We start from the raw sequence: 20,417 nt of genomic DNA, 5'->3' as shown, positions 1-20,417 counted from the left end.
AAAAGATAACGGCGCGGTTCATAAGAGCCGCGCCGATCAGGCCCTTATTTCTTCGAAGCGAGGTATTTCTTCTGGGCCTTGGTCAGGTAATCGGCCCATTGATTCGCCATGTCCTTCGGAGAAAGCTGCCCGAGGAGCGCCTGCTGGCTTGTTTTCACTCCAAGTGAGTCGGCGAAGAAGGCGAATTCCGGCAGATAGGTCGGCATGATGGTCGGCACGACGTTCTTGTCCGCCAGTTCCTCGAACCATCCCTTGAACTGCGGGCCGGAATAGAACGGGTCGTTCTCCGCGGACTTGTAGATCGGTAGAGCGCCCGTCCGCTTGTTCCAGACAATGTTGCCTTCAGGGCTCGTCAGCGCGGAGATCAGCTTCCATGAGAGTTCCTTGTTCTTGCTGTTGGCGAACATCGACCAGCCGGCATAGCCGATCGTCGGGAAAGCCTTGCCAGCCGGTCCTTTCGGCATCGGGGCTACGCCGTATTCCTCCTGCTTCATGCGCTCGGCGATCGCGATCAGCGCATCGGGATCCTGATCGAGCATGGCGCAGGTGCTGGAATAGAAGCCCGCGACAATCTCGTTGAATCCCCAGTTGACGCTGTCCTTCGGCGCATAGCCCTTTTTGTAGATATCGGTGAGGAAAGCGATGCCCTTTACCCAACCCTCTTCGTTGATGGTGGACGTTCCATCCGGCTTGAAGAAGGTGTTGTCACCCGCCATGGTGGCGCCGAACATCATCCAGCCATTGAGGCCGCCGGGACCGCCACGCAGGCAGTAGCCGTACTTGCCCGGAATGGCCGAGACCTTCTTTGAGGCCTCCTCGAATTCCTCAAGCGTCTTCGGCGGCTCTTTCACCCCTGCCTGCTCGAAGAGCTTCTTGTTGTAGAACATCGCGCGCAGATAGAAGCCGTAGGGCAGCATGTAGGCGGTGTTCTTGACGGTGCGGCCGACCTCCAGGGTCTTGTCGGTGAGACCTGCCGTGTTCGGCCATGCCTTCAGATAAGGTTCAAGGCTCTCCAGGGCACCGTTGTTGGCGTAAAGCGAAAGCCAGCGATCCGGCATCTCGACGACATCGGGCGTATCGCCTGCCGAGACCATGGTGGCGAATTTCTCGAATGCCTGCCCCCATGGAAGGGATGTGATTTCGACCTTAACGCCGGGATTGGCTTCCTCGAAGGTCTTGACGATGCTCTTGAGCGTCTCGGTGCGCTCCGGGCTGGTGATGACCTCAGTCAGTTTCAGAGTAGTTTGGGCGAGAGCGCTTCCGGCAAAAACCGTGGCGAGCGCAGTGGCGAGTAACAAGCGTTGAATCATGGTCTTCCCTCTGCTTCATTTATTTTGAACTTGTCAGGCCGTCGAAGTGCGTAGCAGCATCTAGCTCATCTTCGCCTCCCTGATGGCCTGGAAGAGATCCGAGACGAGAGCATCCTGCCCTTCGAGACCGACATGGAGGCGCACGACGCGCTCCGAGACGCCGAAATCGATGGCGGAGTTGGGCCCTGCCGCCTGCACCCGCACCACCTGCGCCGGGACGACGAGGCTCTCATGCCCGCCCCAGCTCACGCCGAGCTTGAAGAAGCGCAACGCATCCGCGAACTTCGGGATATCAACACTCCCGTCGAACTCGAACGAGAAGAGGCCCGACGTTCCCTGCAATCCGTCGGGCAGGACGTTGCCGAGACCAGGATGATAGACCGCTACCACATCCGGGCGCTCCGCCAATTTGCGCGCCACATGAAGTGCCGCCGCCTCATGCGCCTTCATGCGAACCGGCAGCGTACGCAGGCCACGCAAAAGAAGCCACGCATCGAAGGGGGACAGTTTGCCGCCGAGATAGGGATAGATGCGGGAGCGGATCTCACCCACGAGCGTCTTCGATCCGATCACTACGCCCGCCACCACGTCGCTGTGGCCGCCGATATACTTCGAGGCGGAATGGACCACGAGATCGACGCCGAGCGTCAGCGGCTGCTGGAAGATCGGGCTCGCCCAGCTGTTGTCGATGATGGAGATCGCGCCATTGTCACGGGCGATCCGCGCCAGCGCCGTCACTTCATGGACATGCATGAGCCAGCTCGTGGGGCTCTCCATATAGAAAAGGCGCGCCCCGGGCAGAGCGCGCCGCACTGCATCGAGATCGCGACCGTCGACATACTCGACGGTGACGTTCATGCGCTTGAGATAGGTCTCGAACAGACGATAGGCGTCCGGATAAACGTGCTCTACGCACACGATCCGGTCGCCGGGCTGAACGAAGGCAAGGACCGCGGACGATATTGCCGCCATGCCGCTGGCAAAGCCGATGGCGTCCTCGCCATATTCGAGAGCAGCGATCTTTTCCTCGAACAGCCGGACCGTCGGATTGAGGCCGCGGGTGTAAGTGGGCCGCACCTTCTGGCTCCGATAGGTCTCCTCCATCTCCGCATAGGATCCGAAGGTGAAGAGCGAAGTCTGCGCGATCGGCGGCACGACGGCGTCGTAAGCGTGATTCCCGTCATGGGCGAGAATAGCCATGGCGCGAGCGAGCGGATCGGCGGAAGTGCTCATGTGATCATGTCCTTGATGTCCTCCTCCACGATGGCGAGGATCGAAAGCGTCTTGGCGCGGGCCGCATCCGGGTCCTTGGCAGCGATGGCCTCGAACAACTCGCGGTGAAACGGGAATGAGCGCGCGGCGAAATCGACGCGCACGCGAGACATAGCGAAAAGCGTCTGCACGCTCTCACGCATTTGGGAGAGAAGCTGGCCGAAGACTGGATTGCCGCAGGCATCGTAGATCGAGAGGTGAAACTCCAGATCTTCGGGTCCGGCACAGCCATTTTCGCGGAAGACGGCCTCCGAGATCAGGAGCTTCGCCTCGATCGACTCCAGATCGGCGGCACTGGCGCGAAGCGCCGCGAGAGCGCTTGCCTCGGTCTCGAGCCCGCGCCGCACCTCCAGCATCTGCAGAAGGCCGTTGCGCCCAGTGTCGATGACGAGCGGCAGATGCATGGTCTCAGGTGAAATCCGGCGCAGCAGATAGGTGCCGCTTCCCCTGCGGCTCTCCACGACTCCCAGGGCCTGCCAGTGCCGGATCACCTCGCGGAGAGTGGAACGGCCGACAGAAAGTTCCGCCATCAGCACGCGCTCGGGGGGCAGACAATCGCCGGGCTGAAGATCCGAACGGCCGATATATTCGGCGACAGCCCTCATCGCCATCGACATCCTGGCGGATGACGGACGAGGCGGCTGCTGTCTCCAGTCCGGGTGCATCCCGCGCTGAACCTCCGGCTTGATGAAGAGGCCCTGACCCCTTCACTCGGTAAATTGGTCTGACAACTTTAAGCTGGAGGAATGCCTAGTTCCTGTCAAGCTATAAGGATCGCATCGGATAAGGCACTGCTGGCGGATCCCAATGCACCACCGTGGGCAGGGGCGACCGGAAATGGCTGTCCGGCCGAGGGAGATCTCGTTAACGTCGCCGTCCGCCGATTGGCTGATTGCAAAGGCAATTGTCTGCGTGCCGGAGAGTACTGGAATGGATCGCTCGTGTTGAGCCCGTATGGCCGCACAGGCGCCAGCGGCATTAAGATACGTCCGGCGGGCTTTTCTTCGCCTGATCCCTTCGTCTATGTCTATGCTTCCCTTTCACCTATTCAGGAAAACCTCAATCATGAGTCTTGAATCCGTTCGTGCTTTTTTCGCGGAGAACGCCCCGGATATCGAGATCGTCGAAAAGGATACAAGCACGGCTACCGTCATCCAGGCTGCCGAGGCTCACGGCGTGGAGCCAGGACGGATTGCCAAAACGCTTTCCCTTCGCGTGGGCGATCGTACCATTCTGGTTGTGACCCGAGGCGACATCCGCTTGGACAACCGCAAGGTCAAGGTGACCTTTGGCGGCAAAGCGTCGATGCTGGATGCCGAGCAGGTTCAGGCCCTTACCGGGCACCCGGTAGGCGGTGTCTGCCCGTTCGGATTAGCGCAACCTCTGCCCGTCTATTGTGATATCTCGTTGAGGGCCTTCGACGAGGTCGTGCCGGCGGCGGGCGCGATCCACGCAGCGGTACGCATCGCTCCACAACGCATGGCGGATCTCGTCGGCGCAGACTGGGTCGACGTCTGCCAGACGCCCTTATCCCAGGGATGAGACCACTTCGATACCCACGCGGCAGGCGCAGCGCCGAGGCCCGGCATCACTCCCGAATGTCCGAGTTGGAGCAAAAGCTGTCATAAAGCACGAGTGCGTAGAGGTCTGCTCGCCGAGCCAAGCCGGACATCCGCTTTGCTTCCGCGAAGTGCCAGGAGCGGACAAGTGCCGGCAGCAATTTTGCCGCCATACCTGTTGGAGCATCAGCCTCGCCGCGCCGCCTCGATTGCGGCGATGTCGATCTTCCTCATGCCCATCATCGCCTCAAACGCGCGTTTGGCCTCATCGCCGCCTGCCGCCAGCGCCTCCGTCAGTGCGCGCGGCGTGATTTGCCAGGACACACCCCACTTGTCTTTGCACCAGCCGCATGCGCTCTCCTGGCCGCCGTTGCCGACGATGGCATTCCAGTAGCGGTCGGTCTCGTCCTGATCGTCGGTGGCGATTTGGAACGAGAAGGCTTCGTTATGTTTGAACGCGGAACCTCCGTTGAGGCCGAGACAGGGAACGCCCGCAACGGTGAATTCGACCGTCAACACGTCGCCCTCTTTACCGGCTGGGTAGTCACTGGGCGCACGGTGCACGGCAAGCACCGCACTGTCAGGAAAGGTCTCGGAATAGAAGCGGGCGGCAGCCTCTGCATCCTTATCGTACCAGAGGCAAATTGTATTCTTTGCCATTGCGTCTTCCTTTCACTTTGAAACCAATACTCCGGCCTTTTTCCCACCGCTCTTCGGAAATAGGCAGCACACCGCGCTTCTCCACCCCGGGGGCCTGTCTCGCCCGGACGATCGCCATGAGCGCCAACTTGAAGCATCGCTTCCGCTTTGGGCCATAAGAGGCCCTTCAGCGCGGCCGTTGCAGGTTCGCTTCCCGGCTCAGGATAGACATTCCCGTTGGCGATGCATTCTGGGGCATCTCTGCGGCCCGACAGAGCTGTGCGATGCCGCCCGTGAGCATGCCAGAGGTCGGACTACGTCATCGGGCGGCAAACATTGCGACACAGCCAATGATCTCCACTCTCACCTGTTCAAACCGGGTGGCCAGTTCCCGCCGCAGATCCTCAGGATCATCCTGCTGGTTCGAAAAGATACCCTTTGAATTGTAGTAGCCCATCAGGGCCCGAGCCGTTCGGGAGCGCTCGACACCTTTAGCAAGAAGCGTCGAGCCGAACACGACGCCACCTGGCGCCAGGAAATGCTTGAGATGGTCGAACGCTATTGCCTTCTGCTGCACGCTGCCCGGCAGGCAGTGCAGCAGGTAGTTCAGGCCAATGGAGGCAAAGGGGCCTGTCTCGAGCTGAAAGGGTTCCAGTACGTTGGCGCGGACGATGCTGGGAGCAAAGCGTCGGATCCGGCCTGCAGCCCGCTCAAGGCAAACCGGGTTGAGATCCAGTAGCGTGATCTGGGGCTGGTTGGAGGGGAACCGGCAGTGGTCGAGAAACCAGCCCGTGCCCACGCCCACATCGAGGTGACGGTCGCTCACATTTTCATTGTAGTGGTCGAGCAGACGTTGAGTCGGGCACTTCCAGATCAACGCGTTGGAGAGGCCTAGCACCACAAGATCGTAGAGGTCGAGCGTCCAGGGGGTATACACGGCCTGTCCGGCCATGACCGTTGGATCCGCCCTCTCCTGCTGCTTGTACATCGTTGCGTCCTCCCGCCAGCATCGCCGCGTGCCGCCGCGACATCGCTGAGTGACATACGGGATCGAAGCGCGCAATCCTGGGCCACGGCTCGCTCTCCGCCAAGCGCACCAGGTGCTGACTATGGGATTACCAGGATTGAGACCTGTGGCCTGCCGGAAGACTGCATCCGGGCGAACCTCCTGAGAAATATGGTGAGCGCGTTGGGGCTCGAACCCAGGACCTTCTGATTGATGTCAGAGGCTCCCGATCCGCTGTGCTGCCGGTACAAGCGTTTCTTCCGGCACTTCACTCCTTTGCCCGGAAGGCCGATTCGCGTGAGCCCTATCACGGCTCTCTCTCTCGTCGTTACGTTCCTCAGGGCGGTCCGCGTGCCTGCGCGGCTGCACATGCCGCACGTGCCGTTTCACGAGCTTTCGCATACGAGCAAGAGCCTCCTGAATCTCAGGACGATCAGACACATCCTTGGCCGAAAACTCGTGCTGGCACAGCCGGCAAACGAGATCCGCCCCGAATTGGAGCTTCCGAATCCGGACCTTGAACAGGCGCTGGCAGTGAGGACAGGCCAGATCGATCCGTGTGCTCCCATGATCCTCGAACACGCTGCATCCTCCGTCCAGGGTTCATCCGACAGCCCTGAAGCATGGCAGTAAGGCAAGAGCGAGGCAGCTCCGAACCAAGTCGCTCCGAGCCAACTCTGCCCGCCACAAAAGAGCCAACCCTCAGGATAAGACGTCATCTCTGTCATGCGGATTAAGCGAAGCGCTTCCGCCATGATCTGATGATCGTCGAAATTCTCTGGATCCGCAGCTTCACGGCTGTCGCGCCCCTCCTGAAAGCCGGTACGCAGATGAGCCATTAACCGCGCCACGCGGAAGCCGTCCGTTGAGGATGTCTGCAACATGCTCGACCATCTCTGCGGCTTGGTGCCATATGGCCGGTGCCGTGAGGCCGCCGACATGTGGGGTTGCAGTCACGTCGTCGCGGCGCGCCAGCCGCGCAGGAGGCATCTGATTATCCGCCGTTCCCACATCGAGGGCCGCGCTTGCGATGAGATCTGCATCAAGAGCTGCCTCGAGTGCGATTTCATCGACAAGCTCTCCACGAGATACGTTGATGAGAAAGGCCGTCCGCTTCATCCGACGGAATGCTTTTGCGTCGATGAGAACCTGTTGAAGTGGGTGCCTTTACCGACAGGTCCGTAGCTCCAAATTGCCGAGGCTGAGAGCAGGACCCAGCGCCTCTCGATCATTGAAGATAGACAAGGGGTTGAAGCACCACCGCCCGGAGCCGGCAGCGTAAAGACTCACGAAACGCTGCTCGTGTCCTTTTACTCTCATGGGGCAGCGGGCGAGATCAGGCAGCCATCTGCGCATCGCCCCTGCTCGAAGTCCTGAGGAGCGATGGCACGGGAACCTTTTGGGCGCGCCTTCATCCAATGGGGACGCGCAGGCCAAACAGGTCCGGCGCACCAACGGAGGATATCATGAGGATTGCTGTCGCCACACTTGCCCTGGTCGCCGCTTTCAGCCTGCCGGCTCTGGCTGCCGACCAAGTCGAGAAGGCTCCGCCGACAGGCGCGTACAAGAAGGTGAGCGAACTCGTGAAGCTGCCCGATTTCCTGCCGGGGCTCGGCCAGCTCTATGTCGATCCGAAAACCCTGCCGGCCGGCCCGTTCCTGGCTTACGACCACGAGGGGCGCCTTGTCAGCACTGTCTACATGCTTCCGATCGAGGATCTCTCGAACAAGGACAAGCGCTTCGACGATCTCGCGGCCCCCGGTGGCAAGGTCGATCATGTGGACGTGTACTTCAACGCCGGCCATCCCGGCGTCGAGAAGCCTCACGCGCATGTCATCCTATGGCATGTTCCGAAGGCTGACGAGACGCGGGTGGCCGGAAAGTGACGATCTCGCGCAGACACGTCCTGCGGATCGGCGGGGGATTCCTTGCCGGTCTGGCAGGGCTCAGATTTCCGCTCGCCAGTGAACCGGTCGAAATCCGGATGCAGGGCAACACGGACGGGTCGCATGTGTGGTTTGATCCCATCGGCCTGCGCGTCGAGCCTGGCCGGACCATTCGCTGGGTCAACCTGGATCCCGGCAACTCCCACACGGCCACAGCCTACCACCCGAAGAATTTCGACCGCCCACTGCGCATTCCTGAAGGAGCCGAACCCTGGAACTCGGACTACCTTCTGCCAAACGAGACCTTCTCCGTCACACTCACTGTGGAAGGCGTCTACGACTTCTTCTGCATTCCGCACGAGCATGCCGGGATGGTCGGGCGGATCATTGTCGGCGAACCCGGCAGATCACCAGCCGGCAGCCTGTCGGCGCAAGGGACAGGCGGAGAGCCCATCCCCGAGGTCGCGCTCCGTGCATTGCCGCCCATCGATGAGATCATGCGCCGAGGCGTTGTCAAGCGCGTATAATGACCGATCCGACAGTGAAGGGCACCTTCCCGGTCTCCTCCTCATCCGATGCTCGGCCATTGGGGCCGCCGTCGGATCAGGGCAGCCAGGGCAGGTCTCCTGGACGGCCGTGACAATGCGGCTCACCTGCACTGGCGCATCGTGCGGACCCGAAGGGCCGCGGTAGCGAAAAGTGGATCCGGTTTTCTGCGCGAAACGATGCGCCAGTTAACAAAGGAGCATCGGATCGAAGCCCAAAAGTGGAATCCACTTTTTTCGTCCGATGCTCTGGCCCTGCGGCAGGCCGACCACACGTGAGGGCGCGATATGATCCGCTCGGTTGCCTACTCGAAGGCGGTTCTCGCCGGCATGGCAGGTGCCATGGCCTGGGAGATTGTCGTCCGGCTGCTGATCTGGAGCGGGCTCCCCGTCTTTGACATCGTCGGCACGCTCGGAACCCTGGCGCTGCCTCATGCCAGCGCATGGGCCTCCTGGACGGCCGGCATGCTGTTGCACCTGTTGGTCGGTGCAATCTGGGCCGTGTTCTATGCCTACTTCTTCTGGTCCGTCTTGCCCCTGCGCCCTGCCCTCCAGGGCATGATCTTCGCCTTCGTACCCATGCCGCTGGCGATCTTCATCATGCATCCGCAGTTCGACCTCATGCATCCGCTCGTCCAGAGTGGCCAGCTGTCCTCCTCCGGCCTGTTCGGCTTGAGCGGCGGCGTGCACGAGCCGCTGTCCATCGTGGCCGGCCACCTGATCTGGGGCACCGTGCTGGGCCTGCTCTATATCCGACCCGTCGGCTATCCGGCAAACCGCCAACCGCGCTCGATAAGGCCTGTCGGAGGACGCCCGCCCGTCAGCCCAGCTCCCGAGTCCTCCGATCACAGGTTCATGTTCGCCACCGGGATCGAATGCAGCTATCCCACGCTTGAGGACGGACGGTGGCGCATGGACCAGATGGCCGCCTGCGGCCATTACCGCCATTGGCGCACCGACCTCCAGCTCGTGCGGGACCTCGGCCTTCGATACCTGCGTTACGGCCCTCCCCTTCATCTGATCCATCTGGGTCCAGGCCGGTACGACTGGACCTTCCTGGACGAAGTCTCCGCCGAGATGCAGCGGCTCGGTATCGTGCCGATCATGGACCTGTGCCACTTCGGCCTGCCCAACTGGCTGCAGAACTTCCAGAACCCGGAGGTGCCGCAGGCGCTCGCCGATTATGCGCGTGTCTTCGCGCAGCGCTATCCGTGGGTGCGGTTCTACACCCCTGTGAACGAGATGTATGTATGCGCCAAGCTCAGCGCCCTTGAAGGCTTATGGAACGAGCAGTGCCGGGACGAGCGCGCCTTCGTCACGGCCGTGCGCCACCTCGCCAAGGCCAGCGTGCTGATGATGCAGGCGATTACGGCCGAGCGTCCCGATGCCGTGTTCGTCAACAGCGAGAGCGGCGAGTTCTATCAGCCGTGCTGCCCTGATCCGGAGATCCGCCACATCGCCGCGTTCGAGAACGAGCGGCGCTTCCTGCCACTGGATTTCCTGTATGCCCGTCCGGTGCACGAGGATATGCGCGCTTACCTCCGCCAGCACGGCATGCCGGATGACGAATACGTGTGGTTCATGGAGCAGGACGTGCGCCGCCGATCAATCCTCGGTGTCGATTATTACGAATGGAACGAGAAGCTCATCGACAGTACCAGCCGAGCGGAGGCGCTCGGCGAGCTGTTTGGCTGGTATGCCATCGCCGGCCAGTATTTCGAGCGTTACCGGCGGCCGATGATGCACACGGAGACCAACCGCATGGACGCGCGTGACGGGCCGCGCTGGCTCTGGCGGCAGTGGCACAATGTGGAGCTGATCCGTCAGGCAGGCGTGCCTGTCGTCGGCTTCACCTGGTATTCGCTTACCGATCAGGTCGATTGGGATATCGCGCTGCGGGAGCCGCTCGGCAACGTCAATCCCGTCGGCCTGTTCGACCTCAACCGCGATCCGCGGATGGTCGGCCTCGCCTACCAGCACCTCGTGCGCCTCTTCGGGAGCGATGTGAGCAAGGCCCCGACCATAGAGGCGGTGCTGGAAGGGGCCTCGCAGACCGCAACAGGGGAGGTGAGAAGACTCCATGCTTAGGATGCTCCAGGCCCATGGCCTCGATGCCGGCCCGACCCAACGGCCGCTTCTGACGGGCGCCATCGCAGGCGCGATCGCCGCGGCCCCGGCCCTGGCGGTTCTCGCCGGGTTCCGGGCGCTCGACGCACCTGCCAGGGCGACCGGCACGTCTGAGTTGGCTGCCAGTCTCGCCTATATCGGCCTGATGCTGTTCGGCGGGATTCTCTATGGCTGGCTGTTTCAGCGAGCGGCCAACGACGTGCGAGGCGGCTGGCTCTTCGGAATGGCGTATGGCTTCGTCCTCTGGATGCTGGGGCCTGTCCCGCTGCTGCAATGGCTGCCGGAGCAGCCTATCCTGCACGGCTATCCGGCGGCCGGACTGCTGCTGGCCCAGCTGCTCTGGGGTTTGGTCATGGGTGTGGTGTTCCCGCTCATCCACCGCCACCTCCACGTGAGCCTGGAGAACCAATCACGCATGGCATCCCGATACCCGGGACCGGAGGCGGCAGCCCAGAAAGGAATGCTTCGGCGGCTTCCTTCCTCGCAGCGCCAATTACCCTGAAAACAGCGGGTCTCCTATCCCCGGTGCGGCTCGGGAACCTTTATCTGGATGGCCTATCTAATAGGAAGGGACAGGAGCTCAGTCATGCAAGCAGCAGCGGTCGCGGATACACGATTGGAAGGGCTCGATGACAGCGCTCTGGTCGAACGAGCCCGCAACCGCGATGGGGCTGCGGTCCGGCTCATCATGCAGCGCCACAACCGCCGGCTCTATCGCGTCGCCCGCAGCGTCCTCAATGATGAGGCCGAAGCCGAAGACGTGGTTCAGGAGGCTTATGTTCGCGCCTTCACCCATCTCGAGACCTTCCGCGGCGAGGCGCAGCTCTCGACCTGGCTCACGCGCATTGCGCTGAACGAGGCGCTGGGCCGGCTCCGACGACGGCGTATTACGGTCAGCTTGAAGGATATTGATGCCATCAACGATCAAGGAGAGGCCCGCGTGATCTACCTGCCGTCGGCGCGCCAGGACAGCGACCCGGAAGCCGCAGCCGCCCGAGCCGAGGTGCGACGTCTGCTCGAACAGGCGGTGGACCGGCTGCCTGCCCCCTTCCGCATGGTCTTCGTGCTCCGCGACATCGAGGAGATGAGCACCGAGGAGACAGCGGCGCATCTCGGTCTGCGCCCTGAGACCGTCAAAACCCGCCTTCACCGAGCCAGGCGCCTCCTGCGGCAATCCCTCGACAGAACCCTGTCATCGGCCGTCAGTGACGTGTTCCCGTGCGCCGGCGCCCGCTGCACCCGGATCACGGAAGCCGTGCTGCATCGACTTGGAATCGAGCAGTCGCCGGAGAAGTGATCATGTCCTGAGGACTGATGTGACTCGGGAGGACAGGAGGAGACTGTCGCCTTGGTCGAGTCCGGCCGTGTCATCACACCTACTCCCTTTGTCTTTGTCCCCTCACCTGCCGGAACCTTGCATTCGCAGGCAATAGGGCTATCTTGTGAGTGTCATGATCAGGCTCGTGAAAAACCTTCGCCTTCTGGCGCACGCGGGCTGCCTCAAAGCAGGCACGTAAGCCCCAGGAGTCGGCTTGACCCTCTGCGGTCGCCGACGCTCCGGGGCATCAAATCTCTCTCCACAATCATCGTACCGTTGCATGCGCCGATCAGGCGCTTGTCGGCCCGTCACGTCCGTCCGCCCTGCAGGAACGCGCGCCTGCGCGTCCGGCAGTTGACCTTCTGAGGAGGTTCTCATGAACACGCAGCACTTTCTTCCTCCGATCATCCTCGCGACCAACGACTACAACCGCCTGCTGTTCACGGCGATGCTCCGGCAGAAGCTGGGGCGCCGGAAGACCAACTTCCTCCTTGAGGAGCTGCGCCGCGCCACGGTCTGCCATCCGGCTGCTCTGCCGGAGGATGTCGTCTCCACGAATTGTCGGGTGATCTATCGCATCGATGACGAGCCGAAGACGCACGCGCATCTGCTCGTCCATCCCGACGACCTGATCTGGCCCGGCGCCGAGCTCTCGGTTGCGACGCCGCTTGGTACGGCGCTTCTCGGCCTGAGGATTGGAGACCGCATGCCGTTTCTGGATGACGATGGCGAGACCCGCGAGGTCTATGTGGAGGGAATCGGCCTCCGGTTCCTGGACGACGGTTCGACGGTGACGCGCGCTCGTCGCGGCATCATGTGGGCTTGAGGCGCACGGAGGGCAGCATGATCAAGGAGGAGACCCTTCCACCAGTGACGATCTCGGCGAACGACTACGATCGCCTCGCCTTTCTCGCATCGTTCGGCCTGAGCACTCTGCAGGACCGCGCTGCGGCGGCAATGCTCGCCAACGAGCTGATCCGGGCAACGGTCCTGACGCCGCGCGCCATTCCACCGTGGGTGGCCACGATGCACTCGCGGTTGGAATTCCGCGATGACGTCACCTGGGACGTTCGGCGCGCGACGCTAGTTTATCCCGACGAGGACAATGGGGAAGAAGAAAGCGTCTCCGTGCTGTCGCCGGAAGGCGCCGCGTTGATCGGATTACGCGAGGGGCAGTCGATCACCTGGCGGACATCCAAGGGATGGCGCAGCCTGACGCTGCTGCGCGTCCTCTATCAGCCGCATGGACAATTTGTAGAACCATGGAGGGAAATCTCATGATGAAGTCCAGCGCATCGTGCGGATTCGCCAAGCCATTCGATTCCGCGGATACATGAGCAACACCCTCATCAGATCACCTTCCTTTGCATGCTCCCGATCCCACTACTCGATCCCGGCCGGCCCAAAGGCGCCCGCGGCCCTCGGACCAACGGCCTAGACGTACACGTCGAGCGGCTCGTCCAAGCCTAAAGCATCGGACCCAAAAGCGGACTCCACTTTTGGGTCCGATGCTTCCTCTTTCAGCGATGCTCTAGCAGGGGCATTCGGTCGCCGACGCGCAGTCCGAGCAGGGCCAGCTCGGTCGGCGGCCACATCCGATCGTCCGGGTGGATCAGGATGCGCCTTTCCGACGTGTCTTCCCCGGCGAGCCGATAGGTCACGAACGTGTCGAGAGCGATGACATCGTCCGGGAGCCCCTCCGGCTCGCACAGGGTGGCCCGGCGCAACTCGTGGAGCAGGGGCGCCGCGAGCGGGTGAGCCTGCCCGGCGAGGTCTTGCGCCGTGTGCATCAGCCGCCGATGATCGCGCGCCGTGACAGTGATGGATGGCAGATGGGCGTTCATGGTGATCTTCCTACCCGAACACTTCGACTGCTGTGGCAAAGAGCCGGCCCTATCGAAGAGGAGCATTGCCCACGAACGAGGGAGCAAGTGTGAACGCCGCCCGGTGCACCTCGGGCGTATAGTAGCGTGTCCTGCCCTGCAGCGGGCCGAAGCGCTCCCGCAGGACCTTGCACGGGGGACGCAGCGCGTCGCGGGTCTCACCCGCCGCGACGAGCGCGAGCATGCCGCCGGCATAGGTCGGGACAGGCGCCAGATAGGGCCGCACCCCGGTGAAGGATCCGGAGAGCCGTCCGCACACCATCTCCAGTTCGCCGGGTTGGAAGAACGGCGCGCCGCTCTGCACGACCATCATCCCTCCGGGACGAAGCCGGCTTCGACATGCCTCGTAGAAAGCCGCCGTGAAAAGCGGTGCCCCGGGCCCCATCGGGTCCGTTGAATCGATGATGATGACATCGAACTTTTCGCTGGTCTGGGCGATGTACCGTGTCCCATCCATCACCAGCACGTTCGAACGCGGATCGAGAAAGGCTCCGTCCGAGACCGTGGGAAGATGGCGCCGCGACAGTTCGATCACCTCGCCGTCGAGCTCGACCAAAGTGGCGCGCTCGATGGGGTGCTTCAGCACCTCCTTCAGAGTGCCGCCGTCGCCACCGCCGATGATGAGAACCTGCCCCGCCAAGCCATGCGCCATCAGCGGCACGTGGGCGATCATCTCGTGATAGATGTGGTTGTCGCGCTCGGTCAGCTGCACGACGCCATCAAGCACGAGCACCTTTCCGAAGACCTCGTTCTCGAAGATCAGCACGTCCTGGAACTCGGTTCGCCAATGGTAAAGCACGTCATCAACAGAGAGCATCTGCGCGTGATGCTCGTAGAGCTTCTCCTGAAACCACTTCATAGAACGACACCCCGCTTATGTTCGGCGAGCGTCACCAGACCCGGCGTGAACACGCCCTTCAGGATCTCGATAGCTTTGTGCGGCTGCGCGGCGCCGCACATGAAGACATCGACCGCCGCGTAGGAGATCTCGGGCCATGTATGGATGGAAATGTGGCTTTCGGCGAGAACGGCCACACCGGAGATGCCGCCGTTCGGTGTAAAATGATGCAGGTCAATGTTCAGCAGCGTCGCGCCGGCGCCCGCAACGGCATCCCGCAGCGCCTGATCGACAACCTGCAGGTCGTCGAGATTCGATGCATGCCAGAGATCGACGATCAGGTGTGTCCCGGCAAAAAGGAACCCGTCTCGCTGAATGAAATGATCGAGGCGGCCATCGTCGGCCGGCTCACGGATTGAGGGCAGGATGGCAAGAGATGCAGTCCGTTCAGCATGACGAGAGCGGCTCTCGAAGCCATGCGCGGGCGGGCGCATATCGTGAGTGGCAATCACGCTGAGACGGTTGGTTTCGGCCATTCATTTCTCCGTTGGCAGGATTTCTGCCAGCTGCAGCACAAGGATGGACCACGCGACCGGTGGCGGTCGCGGGTCGTATGGCTTTGTTGGCGGACACGGGGATGTGCACCTGTGTGGGCTATGGCTCCACGACAGCAGGCTCGCGCACCTGCAGCACCGTCAGACGCTTCGTCTCTCCTGTGCGCGTGGTCCAGTCAATCGACTTGCCGACCGGAAGACCGATCAGGGCAGTACCGATGGGCGTCAGCACCGAGATCCTGCCCTTCGAAATGTCGGCCTCGTTCGGGTAGACAAGGGTCACCGTCTGCACGCGCCCGGTCATGTCGTCGCGGAAGTCGACCTCGCAGCCCATGCAGACGGTGTCGACAGGATGGCGCCCCTTGGGAAGGACATGCGCGCGGTCGAGCTCCTCTGCGAGTTCAGCGGCGATCCCGGGCATGGTGCGCGCAGCGGCATTGGCGAGCATCGAGAGCTCCTCGTGATCATTGGCCGTCAGGATGATGCGGGGTTTGGCGCCGCCGGTGTTTCTTTTCGTCATCTCAAGGCTCCTGTTCTGTTGGGTGCGATGGCAGGATTCAAGCTGCCGACGGGCCGGGGTCATCGTCGCCGCCATGCGGCGGCGGGTTCGAGATCTGCTCCTTCGCGGGGCGGCGTCGCGGCATCAGGTGGACGACCTTCTCGTCCGCCTGCTCCGCTGCCTGGGACTTGGTCTCCGGTGCCTGTTCATTCACGAGCTGATGCATGACACGACCTCCTCGGTCTTGAGCGAGCGCAGATCTGAGAATGTGCGCCAAGAATGCGGGTGTTGAATCGAATGCGCGTGTGGGATCTCCGTTGTCGGGACGCGCCTCTCCCGCCAGCAGATTGCGTTGCGAGTCTGCCGGATAAGCGGCTTTGCGCTCCCCAGGGCGGAGCATGAGCTTGAAGAAGTGCCGAATCATGCCGCGCACCGGATGCGCCAGCATCCGGCCTCACAAGATGTCCAAAGATTGAGGGATCTTGCTGTGCCCCGAACTCGGGGCACACATGCGCGTCGAGCTCGGGGCTACTTGCCCGCGATGAGGTTGCCTGCTCGGTGCAGGCCGCGATGGTATTGTGCGATGCTCAACATAATACCTTGATGCTGGTACACATTGCCCCGTTTGTCAAATCGCCGGCGCGCGGTGTGGCTGAATGTCCTGCATCAGATTTCTCACCGGGCTTGCGCCAAGCGTCGCTCGTCAACACGATATAGATTGCTTCCGCGTCCTTCGCGGATCTGAGACGCGCTGCAATCTCGCGATCACGCAACCGGCGCGCCACGCTGGCCAGGGCCCGCAGGTGCGTGGGATCATCGCCGCCAGGGCTGAGCAGCAGGAACACAAGATCGGCGGGGATGTCGTCCGCGGCACCGAAATCCTGCGCGGGCCTGAGACGCGCGAAGACGCCGATGGGTTGCTCAAGACCAGGGATCACAGCGTGGGGGACAGCGACGCCACGGCCGAAACCAAAAGACGATTCCTTGCCGCGTTCCAGAACCGCATCGCGGACAACCTCATGATCCAACGCCGCGTCATCCGCTGCAATGCCGGTGAGTTCGTTGACGACCTGCCGGACGTCGCGTGCGCTCAGGCGCGACATCACGCGCGCAGGCGTGATCAGGGATGCCATCATGGTGGGTGCCATCATCAATCTGGCCCGGTCTGTGCGGACCGCCTCATGCTTGCGACGAACAGGACATGGACAATCGACCCGGGGCGGCGCAGCCGCGCCGCCGCGGGCTCAGGGGCCCGTTTGGAGAAGTCCTTGTCGGAGCAGCATACGCCGCGTGAGAAGACGTGTATTTATGGCATTATGCCAACGTTTGTCGACAAGGTAAGTTCAAGCCTGCGCGGGTGGCTATCCTTAAGAGACTGCGCACGCCATGCCGGTCGGTCTGCGGCCAGCCGCTTGAATGGCCGCCTCTTCAATCGATGATGAGGATGCCATGCCGAGATTCGTCAATACTCATTCCATTGCCGTTTCGACTTCCATAGGGACGACGTGCGCTGCAGGGTCGTCGCGGATCAGATCGACTTCCCTGAGGGCTCATCTCGTCTGCACTGGAGCTAACGCGCAGCCGATCATATCGCCACAGAACCGCAGCAAGACCAGGTAGTCTTGCGATCGAACCGTACAGTTGCTGAGTCATCACTGGAGTCACGTCATGCAAATTCGCCCGGAGCATCCTGGAGATATCGCTGCGATTCGAAACCTGACGACAGCGGCGTTCAAGGACATGCGCTATAGCAGTCAGACCGAGGCTGCGATTATCGATGCTCTGAGGGATGCGGGGGCATTGACCATTTCGCTCGTCGCCGTTCAAGAGGGCGAAGTCGTCGGCCATGCCGCATTTTCGCCAGTCACGATCAATGGCGAGTCGAAGGGCTGGTATGGGCTCGGTCCGGTCTCCGTTCGGCCCGACCGGCAGCGGAAAGGCATCGGGCAGGCTTTGATCCGCACGGGGCTGGAGCATCTTCAGCAAATGAAGGCGCATGGATGCGTCGTGCTCGGCGAGCCCGGTTACTACAGCCGGTTCGGGTTCGTCACCGATCCCGGCCTCCGCTATGGCGACGTCCCGCCTGAGTATTTCCAATATCTGGCGTTCACAGACACCGTTCCAAAGGGCGAAGTCGCCTATCATCCCAGCTTCAACGCCAGCTAGAGCATCGGACGTAAAAAGTGGATTTGCGCTTTTGGGATCGATCCGATGCTCATTCTCGAGAGGAGCGCATCGTTGGACGCGGAAAACCGGGTCCATTTTTCGCTGACGCGGCCCGCTGGGTCCGCACGAGGCGCTAGGATCCGGAGAGATCACAACCGCGCAGGCTCTCGCCGACGAACCATTGGTCCACCCCGCGTTGCTGCTTGACTTCAGGTTCCGCTCGCTCAGCGAGGGCGGTCAATCCGCAACGTCAATGAGGGGAAACCGCTGGCGGGATACGTCGCGCGCACCGGCGGCCTCTCCGGCACCAAGACAATGCCGCGCGTTCTGGCCAGGAACTCCTCCATCACGACCCGCAGTTCCAGCCGGGCCAGGTCCGCCCCCGGACAGACGTGGATGCCCGCGCCGTAGAGCAGGTTATGCGACGGGTCCCGGCCGAAGCGAAACTCGTCAGGTTCGCCGAAGACCGCCTCGTCGCGATTGGCCGAGGCCCAGATCAGGCTGAGGCGGGCGCCCGCCTCGAGCCGGCGCCCGCCGATCTCCACCGCCCGGGTCGTGATCCGGCGGTTGGCGATCAGCGGGGCATGGATGCGCAGGATCTCATCGATCGCCGGGGGCAACAGCGAAGGATTCTCGCGCAGGCGCTGCTGCAGGTCCGGGTGCGTGGCGAGATAGTGGACCAGGATCCCGATGCTGGCGGCGATGGTGCCCAATTCGCCCACGGTCCAATTGCGCACGATGCTGACGATCTCCTCGTCAGTCAGCGGCCTGCCCCCGATCCACTCATTCAGCAGACGGGTGGTGACGTCGTCGGGGGTGGCGCTACCGGCCTCGCGGCGCATGCCGAGCAGACCGCGGATATAGCCGTCAAACTCCAGCGCGACGGCGGCGGTGGCGCTCCGGTCGCCCGCCAGGGTTGCCTCGTGGTTCCGGCGAGCCCATTGCCGCAAGGGCTCGTGCAGTTCTGCTGGCCAGCCCATGAACGCGCACTGGATCCGCAACGCGAACTCCCCGGCGAACTCGCCCATCAGCTCGACCTCGCCAGCACGGGGCAAATCGTCCACCAGCTCGACCGCGATGCTCCGGCAGACAGGTTCGAAGGCCCAGACCCGCTCCGGCGCGAAATAAGGCTCGATGAGCGCCCGGTATGTCGTGTGCTCGGGCGGGTCCATCCCGTTGGGCACGGAGGGATGGCGGGAGACGGCGTTGCTGAAGGTGTCATGGTCCTCCAGCACCCGCATCACATCGGCGTGGCGGAACACGGACCATTGGAGATAATCGCTGTGGGCCACCGGACAACGGTTCCGCATGCGGTCATAGGCGGCGATCTGGTCGTCGAGCACGGTCGGGGATCGCGGATCCCAGTCAGGCTGTGGGTTCTCGTTCATGGGAACATCCAGTTGGGATGGGAGATTTCATGCTGTTTTCCGTGCCGTGCCCGGGACGGATCACAGTCCTCTGGCCCATCCGGCGGGGGCCTGCTTTGTCGCAAAGCAAATACGGGACACTTTGCGTTGGTCGTCTGGAGACGCGCTCCCTATAGAGCCGACTAGCTGCGGCCCGAGTGCCGTCCCTCTGCAAGGCGATGGGTGCCCAATCTCATTCGGGCTCCGGCGGCACTCTGTGGCTCGTTTGGAGCCAAACACGGTCCGGCAGATTCCCCTTTGCTGAAGCTCGAAAAGATGTATTTTCAATGCATCTTTTTGGAGTTCCAATGAAGCTGACGTCCCATACCGATTTCGCGCTGCGTCTGCTGATGAGCCTTGCAGTCGTGGAGGAGCGGCTCGTCACGATCGAGGAGCTCGCGACGCGGCACAGGCTGTCCCGCAATCACCTGATGAAGGTGACTCAGACGCTAGTCGGGCTCGGATACGTCGCCGGTGTACGCGGGCGCACGGGTGGACTGAAGCTTGCCAAGCCCGCCTCCGCCATCCGCATGGGCGCTGTCGTTCGTGCCCTGGAGGATGACACCGCGCTGGTCGAGTGTCTGGGCGGAGGACCCTCGGCATGTGTTCTGAATGGTGCCTGTCTTCTGACCCGTGCCATGAGCCGCGCAAGGGAAGCCTTCTTTGCCTCGCTCGATGAAGTGACGCTGGCCGATCTTGTCGCCCCCCGCCTGGCGCTTCGTCAGCGTCTTGGCGTCGTCAGCGAAGGAGATCCGCCCAGACTTGCCGCCACTGCCTGAGATCAAAATACCCGACGGAGGGAGATAAGAGCCATGTCGACGAAAGCTATCCTGACCACCCTGCTCCTGCTCTCGGCAGCACCGGCCTCCGCAGAATGCGTGTATCGGAATGCCTATAACCACCTGACGAACGAATATGTCACCGTTCCGGTCTCGTGCCCCCGCGTGATGGAAAGCAAGACTCCCAAGTACCGCAGCTGGCATGAATGCCCGGTTCACGAGGAGCGGAATGCCAAGACCGGAGAAGTCTATCAGGTCCGGTCTTGCGCCTGACCTATGGCCATCGCATCGGCGTGTTCCACGGCGCGCGCCACCAGCATTTGATCTAAATCAAACCTTTGAAAAACCTTGCGGAAATCCTCCGCAACCAACCAGGAATTTGCTCTGCAACAAACAACAGCGAGAGACCCGGGAGTACAAAGGCTTCATCCGATAACGGACCACCCCGATCCGCCAGGCGGCGCCTGAGAGGAGATGACGATGAAGGCCCTGACAATCCCGGGACGCCGGCCGCTGCTGGCCACCGCGGCCGTTTTCACCCTTGCCGCCGCGGCCTGGCTCGGTGCTCCGCTCACGGCCAGCGCCGGCGAGCAGGTTGCCGCTGCCGGCCATGCTCATGCCACGCAACAA

The 20,417-nt window shown here is 62.3% G+C and carries 25 protein-coding genes; 12 read left to right on the top strand and 13 right to left on the bottom strand.

The window, feature by feature from the left end; all coding sequences use genetic code 11:
- Nucleotides 1-44: 44 nt before the first annotated feature.
- Genes ACUXUR_RS18050 through ACUXUR_RS18040 form a run of 3 tightly spaced genes read right to left on the bottom strand, consistent with a single transcriptional unit; the run spans nt 45 to nt 3,187 of the window.
- On the bottom strand, nt 45-1,310 hold the full coding sequence (locus ACUXUR_RS18050) for an ABC transporter substrate-binding protein (RefSeq protein WP_445503740.1): 1,266 nt from the start codon (nt 1,308-1,310) through the stop codon (nt 45-47).
- 60 nt (nt 1,311-1,370) lie between these two features.
- The gene (locus ACUXUR_RS18045; protein WP_445503739.1) at nt 1,371-2,543 is read right to left on the bottom strand and encodes a PLP-dependent transferase; all 1,173 of its coding nucleotides are present in this window, start codon (nt 2,541-2,543) and stop codon (nt 1,371-1,373) included.
- The gene (locus ACUXUR_RS18040) at nt 2,540-3,187 is read right to left on the bottom strand and encodes a FadR/GntR family transcriptional regulator (protein WP_445503835.1); all 648 of its coding nucleotides are present in this window, start codon (nt 3,185-3,187) and stop codon (nt 2,540-2,542) included. Before ACUXUR_RS18040 ends, ACUXUR_RS18045 begins: the two co-directional genes overlap by 4 nt.
- Before the next feature lie 460 nt (nt 3,188-3,647).
- Between ACUXUR_RS18040 and ACUXUR_RS18035 the strand changes: the two genes are divergently transcribed.
- The gene (locus ACUXUR_RS18035; protein WP_445503738.1) at nt 3,648-4,124 is read left to right on the top strand and encodes a YbaK/EbsC family protein; all 477 of its coding nucleotides are present in this window, start codon (nt 3,648-3,650) and stop codon (nt 4,122-4,124) included.
- A 203-nt stretch (nt 4,125-4,327) separates the two neighbouring features.
- Here ACUXUR_RS18035 and ACUXUR_RS18030 read toward each other — a convergent pair whose 3' ends face one another.
- Nucleotides 4,328-4,801 carry a VOC family protein gene (locus tag ACUXUR_RS18030; protein WP_445503737.1) on the bottom strand — a complete coding sequence of 158 codons (474 nt, stop codon included), beginning with the start codon at nt 4,799-4,801 and terminating at the stop codon, nt 4,328-4,330.
- A 298-nt stretch (nt 4,802-5,099) separates the two neighbouring features.
- Entirely contained in the window at nt 5,100-5,768 is a 669-nt protein-coding gene (locus ACUXUR_RS18025; protein ID WP_445503736.1) for a class I SAM-dependent methyltransferase, read from the bottom strand.
- A gap of 315 nt (nt 5,769-6,083) precedes the next feature.
- On the opposite strand from ACUXUR_RS18025, the gene ACUXUR_RS18020 reads away from it, so the two are divergent.
- Complete coding sequence (locus tag ACUXUR_RS18020) at nt 6,084-6,419, top strand: hypothetical protein (protein WP_445503735.1); 336 nt, start codon at nt 6,084-6,086, stop codon at nt 6,417-6,419.
- A 159-nt stretch (nt 6,420-6,578) separates the two neighbouring features.
- On the opposite strand, the gene ACUXUR_RS18015 is transcribed toward ACUXUR_RS18020, so the two are convergent.
- Nucleotides 6,579-6,929 (bottom strand): NAD(P)-dependent oxidoreductase, encoded by a 351-nt coding sequence (locus tag ACUXUR_RS18015; RefSeq protein WP_445503834.1) that lies wholly within the window; start codon nt 6,927-6,929, stop codon nt 6,579-6,581.
- Nucleotides 6,930-7,252: 323 nt separating this feature from the next.
- Here ACUXUR_RS18015 and ACUXUR_RS18010 point away from each other — a divergent pair, with 323 nt between their 5' ends.
- From ACUXUR_RS18010 to ACUXUR_RS17980, 7 genes are all read left to right on the top strand, one after another.
- Nucleotides 7,253-7,672 carry a DUF5602 domain-containing protein gene (locus ACUXUR_RS18010; protein WP_445503734.1) on the top strand — a complete coding sequence of 140 codons (420 nt, stop codon included), beginning with the start codon at nt 7,253-7,255 and terminating at the stop codon, nt 7,670-7,672.
- On the top strand, nt 7,669-8,199 hold the full coding sequence (locus tag ACUXUR_RS18005) for a plastocyanin/azurin family copper-binding protein (RefSeq protein WP_445503733.1): 531 nt from the start codon (nt 7,669-7,671) through the stop codon (nt 8,197-8,199). Before ACUXUR_RS18010 ends, ACUXUR_RS18005 begins: the two co-directional genes overlap by 4 nt.
- Before the next feature lie 306 nt (nt 8,200-8,505).
- Nucleotides 8,506-10,305 (top strand): family 1 glycosylhydrolase, encoded by a 1,800-nt coding sequence (locus ACUXUR_RS18000; RefSeq protein ID WP_445503732.1) that lies wholly within the window; start codon nt 8,506-8,508, stop codon nt 10,303-10,305.
- Entirely contained in the window at nt 10,298-10,846 is a 549-nt protein-coding gene (locus tag ACUXUR_RS17995) for a hypothetical protein (protein WP_445503731.1), read from the top strand. The genes ACUXUR_RS18000 and ACUXUR_RS17995 overlap by 8 nt, the downstream gene beginning before the upstream one ends.
- An 84-nt stretch (nt 10,847-10,930) precedes the next feature.
- Nucleotides 10,931-11,641, top strand: coding sequence for an RNA polymerase sigma factor (locus ACUXUR_RS17990; RefSeq protein ID WP_445503730.1), 711 nt, complete (start codon nt 10,931-10,933; stop codon nt 11,639-11,641).
- 397 nt (nt 11,642-12,038) lie between these two features.
- Nucleotides 12,039-12,488 (top strand): GreA/GreB family elongation factor, encoded by a 450-nt coding sequence (locus ACUXUR_RS17985; RefSeq protein ID WP_445503729.1) that lies wholly within the window; start codon nt 12,039-12,041, stop codon nt 12,486-12,488.
- A gap of 17 nt (nt 12,489-12,505) precedes the next feature.
- The gene (locus ACUXUR_RS17980) at nt 12,506-12,943 is read left to right on the top strand and encodes a GreA/GreB family elongation factor (protein WP_445503728.1); all 438 of its coding nucleotides are present in this window, start codon (nt 12,506-12,508) and stop codon (nt 12,941-12,943) included.
- A gap of 239 nt (nt 12,944-13,182) precedes the next feature.
- Here ACUXUR_RS17980 and ACUXUR_RS17975 read toward each other — a convergent pair whose 3' ends face one another.
- From ACUXUR_RS17975 to ACUXUR_RS17950, 6 genes are all read right to left on the bottom strand, one after another.
- Nucleotides 13,183-13,506, bottom strand: a complete 324-nt coding sequence (locus ACUXUR_RS17975) for a GreA/GreB family elongation factor (RefSeq protein WP_445503727.1) — start codon at nt 13,504-13,506, stop codon at nt 13,183-13,185.
- Between the two features lie 49 nt (nt 13,507-13,555).
- Entirely contained in the window at nt 13,556-14,404 is an 849-nt protein-coding gene (speE, locus tag ACUXUR_RS17970; RefSeq protein WP_445503726.1) for a polyamine aminopropyltransferase, read from the bottom strand.
- On the bottom strand, nt 14,401-14,919 hold the full coding sequence (gene speD, locus ACUXUR_RS17965; protein WP_445503725.1) for an adenosylmethionine decarboxylase: 519 nt from the start codon (nt 14,917-14,919) through the stop codon (nt 14,401-14,403). Before speD ends, speE begins: the two co-directional genes overlap by 4 nt.
- 118 nt (nt 14,920-15,037) lie before the next feature.
- On the bottom strand, nt 15,038-15,457 hold the full coding sequence (gene rnk, locus ACUXUR_RS17960) for a nucleoside diphosphate kinase regulator (RefSeq protein WP_445503724.1): 420 nt from the start codon (nt 15,455-15,457) through the stop codon (nt 15,038-15,040).
- Between the two features lie 37 nt (nt 15,458-15,494).
- Nucleotides 15,495-15,662, bottom strand: a complete 168-nt coding sequence (locus ACUXUR_RS17955; RefSeq protein ID WP_445503723.1) for a hypothetical protein — start codon at nt 15,660-15,662, stop codon at nt 15,495-15,497.
- A gap of 361 nt (nt 15,663-16,023) precedes the next feature.
- Nucleotides 16,024-16,572, bottom strand: a complete 549-nt coding sequence (locus tag ACUXUR_RS17950) for a PTS sugar transporter subunit IIA (RefSeq protein ID WP_445503722.1) — start codon at nt 16,570-16,572, stop codon at nt 16,024-16,026.
- A gap of 532 nt (nt 16,573-17,104) precedes the next feature.
- On the opposite strand from ACUXUR_RS17950, the gene ACUXUR_RS17945 reads away from it, so the two are divergent.
- Nucleotides 17,105-17,602, top strand: coding sequence for a GNAT family N-acetyltransferase (locus ACUXUR_RS17945; protein WP_445503721.1), 498 nt, complete (start codon nt 17,105-17,107; stop codon nt 17,600-17,602).
- 224 nt (nt 17,603-17,826) lie between these two features.
- On the opposite strand, the gene ACUXUR_RS17940 is transcribed toward ACUXUR_RS17945, so the two are convergent.
- Complete coding sequence (locus ACUXUR_RS17940; protein ID WP_445503720.1) at nt 17,827-18,990, bottom strand: cytochrome P450; 1,164 nt, start codon at nt 18,988-18,990, stop codon at nt 17,827-17,829.
- 326 nt (nt 18,991-19,316) lie between these two features.
- Between ACUXUR_RS17940 and ACUXUR_RS17935 the strand changes: the two genes are divergently transcribed.
- The gene (locus ACUXUR_RS17935; RefSeq protein WP_445503719.1) at nt 19,317-19,787 is read left to right on the top strand and encodes an RrF2 family transcriptional regulator; all 471 of its coding nucleotides are present in this window, start codon (nt 19,317-19,319) and stop codon (nt 19,785-19,787) included.
- Nucleotides 19,788-19,820: 33 nt separating this feature from the next.
- A complete protein-coding gene (locus ACUXUR_RS17930; protein WP_445503718.1) occupies nt 19,821-20,060 on the top strand; it encodes a hypothetical protein in 240 nt (79 codons plus the stop codon).
- Nucleotides 20,061-20,417 lie beyond the last annotated feature (357 nt).

It is taken from the genome of Microvirga medicaginis (assembly GCF_052658925.1).
Note: the sequence above shows the minus strand (reverse complement) of the source record. Positions and strands in the feature narration are given on the sequence as shown.

What these genes read in the sequence shown, in the direction of transcription:
- ACUXUR_RS17945 (WP_445503721.1), top strand. Translation starts at nt 17,105, where the DNA reads ATGCAAATTCGCCCGGAGCATCCTGGAGATATCGCTGCGATTCGAAAC.
- ACUXUR_RS18025 (WP_445503736.1), bottom strand. Translation starts at nt 5,768, where the DNA reads ATGTACAAGCAGCAGGAGAGGGCGGATCCAACGGTCATGGCCGGACAG.
- ACUXUR_RS17955 (WP_445503723.1), bottom strand. Translation starts at nt 15,662, where the DNA reads ATGCATCAGCTCGTGAATGAACAGGCACCGGAGACCAAGTCCCAGGCA.
- ACUXUR_RS17995 (WP_445503731.1), top strand. Translation starts at nt 10,298, where the DNA reads ATGCTTAGGATGCTCCAGGCCCATGGCCTCGATGCCGGCCCGACCCAA.
- rnk (WP_445503724.1), bottom strand. Translation starts at nt 15,457, where the DNA reads ATGACGAAAAGAAACACCGGCGGCGCCAAACCCCGCATCATCCTGACG.
- ACUXUR_RS18035 (WP_445503738.1), top strand. Translation starts at nt 3,648, where the DNA reads ATGAGTCTTGAATCCGTTCGTGCTTTTTTCGCGGAGAACGCCCCGGAT.
- ACUXUR_RS18000 (WP_445503732.1), top strand. Translation starts at nt 8,506, where the DNA reads ATGATCCGCTCGGTTGCCTACTCGAAGGCGGTTCTCGCCGGCATGGCA.
- ACUXUR_RS18040 (WP_445503835.1), bottom strand. Translation starts at nt 3,187, where the DNA reads ATGAGGGCTGTCGCCGAATATATCGGCCGTTCGGATCTTCAGCCCGGC.
- speD (WP_445503725.1), bottom strand. Translation starts at nt 14,919, where the DNA reads ATGGCCGAAACCAACCGTCTCAGCGTGATTGCCACTCACGATATGCGC.
- ACUXUR_RS17985 (WP_445503729.1), top strand. Translation starts at nt 12,039, where the DNA reads ATGAACACGCAGCACTTTCTTCCTCCGATCATCCTCGCGACCAACGAC.
- speE (WP_445503726.1), bottom strand. Translation starts at nt 14,404, where the DNA reads ATGAAGTGGTTTCAGGAGAAGCTCTACGAGCATCACGCGCAGATGCTC.
- ACUXUR_RS18045 (WP_445503739.1), bottom strand. Translation starts at nt 2,543, where the DNA reads ATGAGCACTTCCGCCGATCCGCTCGCTCGCGCCATGGCTATTCTCGCC.
- ACUXUR_RS17930 (WP_445503718.1), top strand. Translation starts at nt 19,821, where the DNA reads ATGTCGACGAAAGCTATCCTGACCACCCTGCTCCTGCTCTCGGCAGCA.
- ACUXUR_RS17990 (WP_445503730.1), top strand. Translation starts at nt 10,931, where the DNA reads ATGCAAGCAGCAGCGGTCGCGGATACACGATTGGAAGGGCTCGATGAC.
- ACUXUR_RS18030 (WP_445503737.1), bottom strand. Translation starts at nt 4,801, where the DNA reads ATGGCAAAGAATACAATTTGCCTCTGGTACGATAAGGATGCAGAGGCT.
- ACUXUR_RS17935 (WP_445503719.1), top strand. Translation starts at nt 19,317, where the DNA reads ATGAAGCTGACGTCCCATACCGATTTCGCGCTGCGTCTGCTGATGAGC.
- ACUXUR_RS18010 (WP_445503734.1), top strand. Translation starts at nt 7,253, where the DNA reads ATGAGGATTGCTGTCGCCACACTTGCCCTGGTCGCCGCTTTCAGCCTG.
- ACUXUR_RS17980 (WP_445503728.1), top strand. Translation starts at nt 12,506, where the DNA reads ATGATCAAGGAGGAGACCCTTCCACCAGTGACGATCTCGGCGAACGAC.
- ACUXUR_RS17950 (WP_445503722.1), bottom strand. Translation starts at nt 16,572, where the DNA reads ATGATGGCATCCCTGATCACGCCTGCGCGCGTGATGTCGCGCCTGAGC.
- ACUXUR_RS17975 (WP_445503727.1), bottom strand. Translation starts at nt 13,506, where the DNA reads ATGAACGCCCATCTGCCATCCATCACTGTCACGGCGCGCGATCATCGG.
- ACUXUR_RS18050 (WP_445503740.1), bottom strand. Translation starts at nt 1,310, where the DNA reads ATGATTCAACGCTTGTTACTCGCCACTGCGCTCGCCACGGTTTTTGCC.
- ACUXUR_RS17940 (WP_445503720.1), bottom strand. Translation starts at nt 18,990, where the DNA reads ATGAACGAGAACCCACAGCCTGACTGGGATCCGCGATCCCCGACCGTG.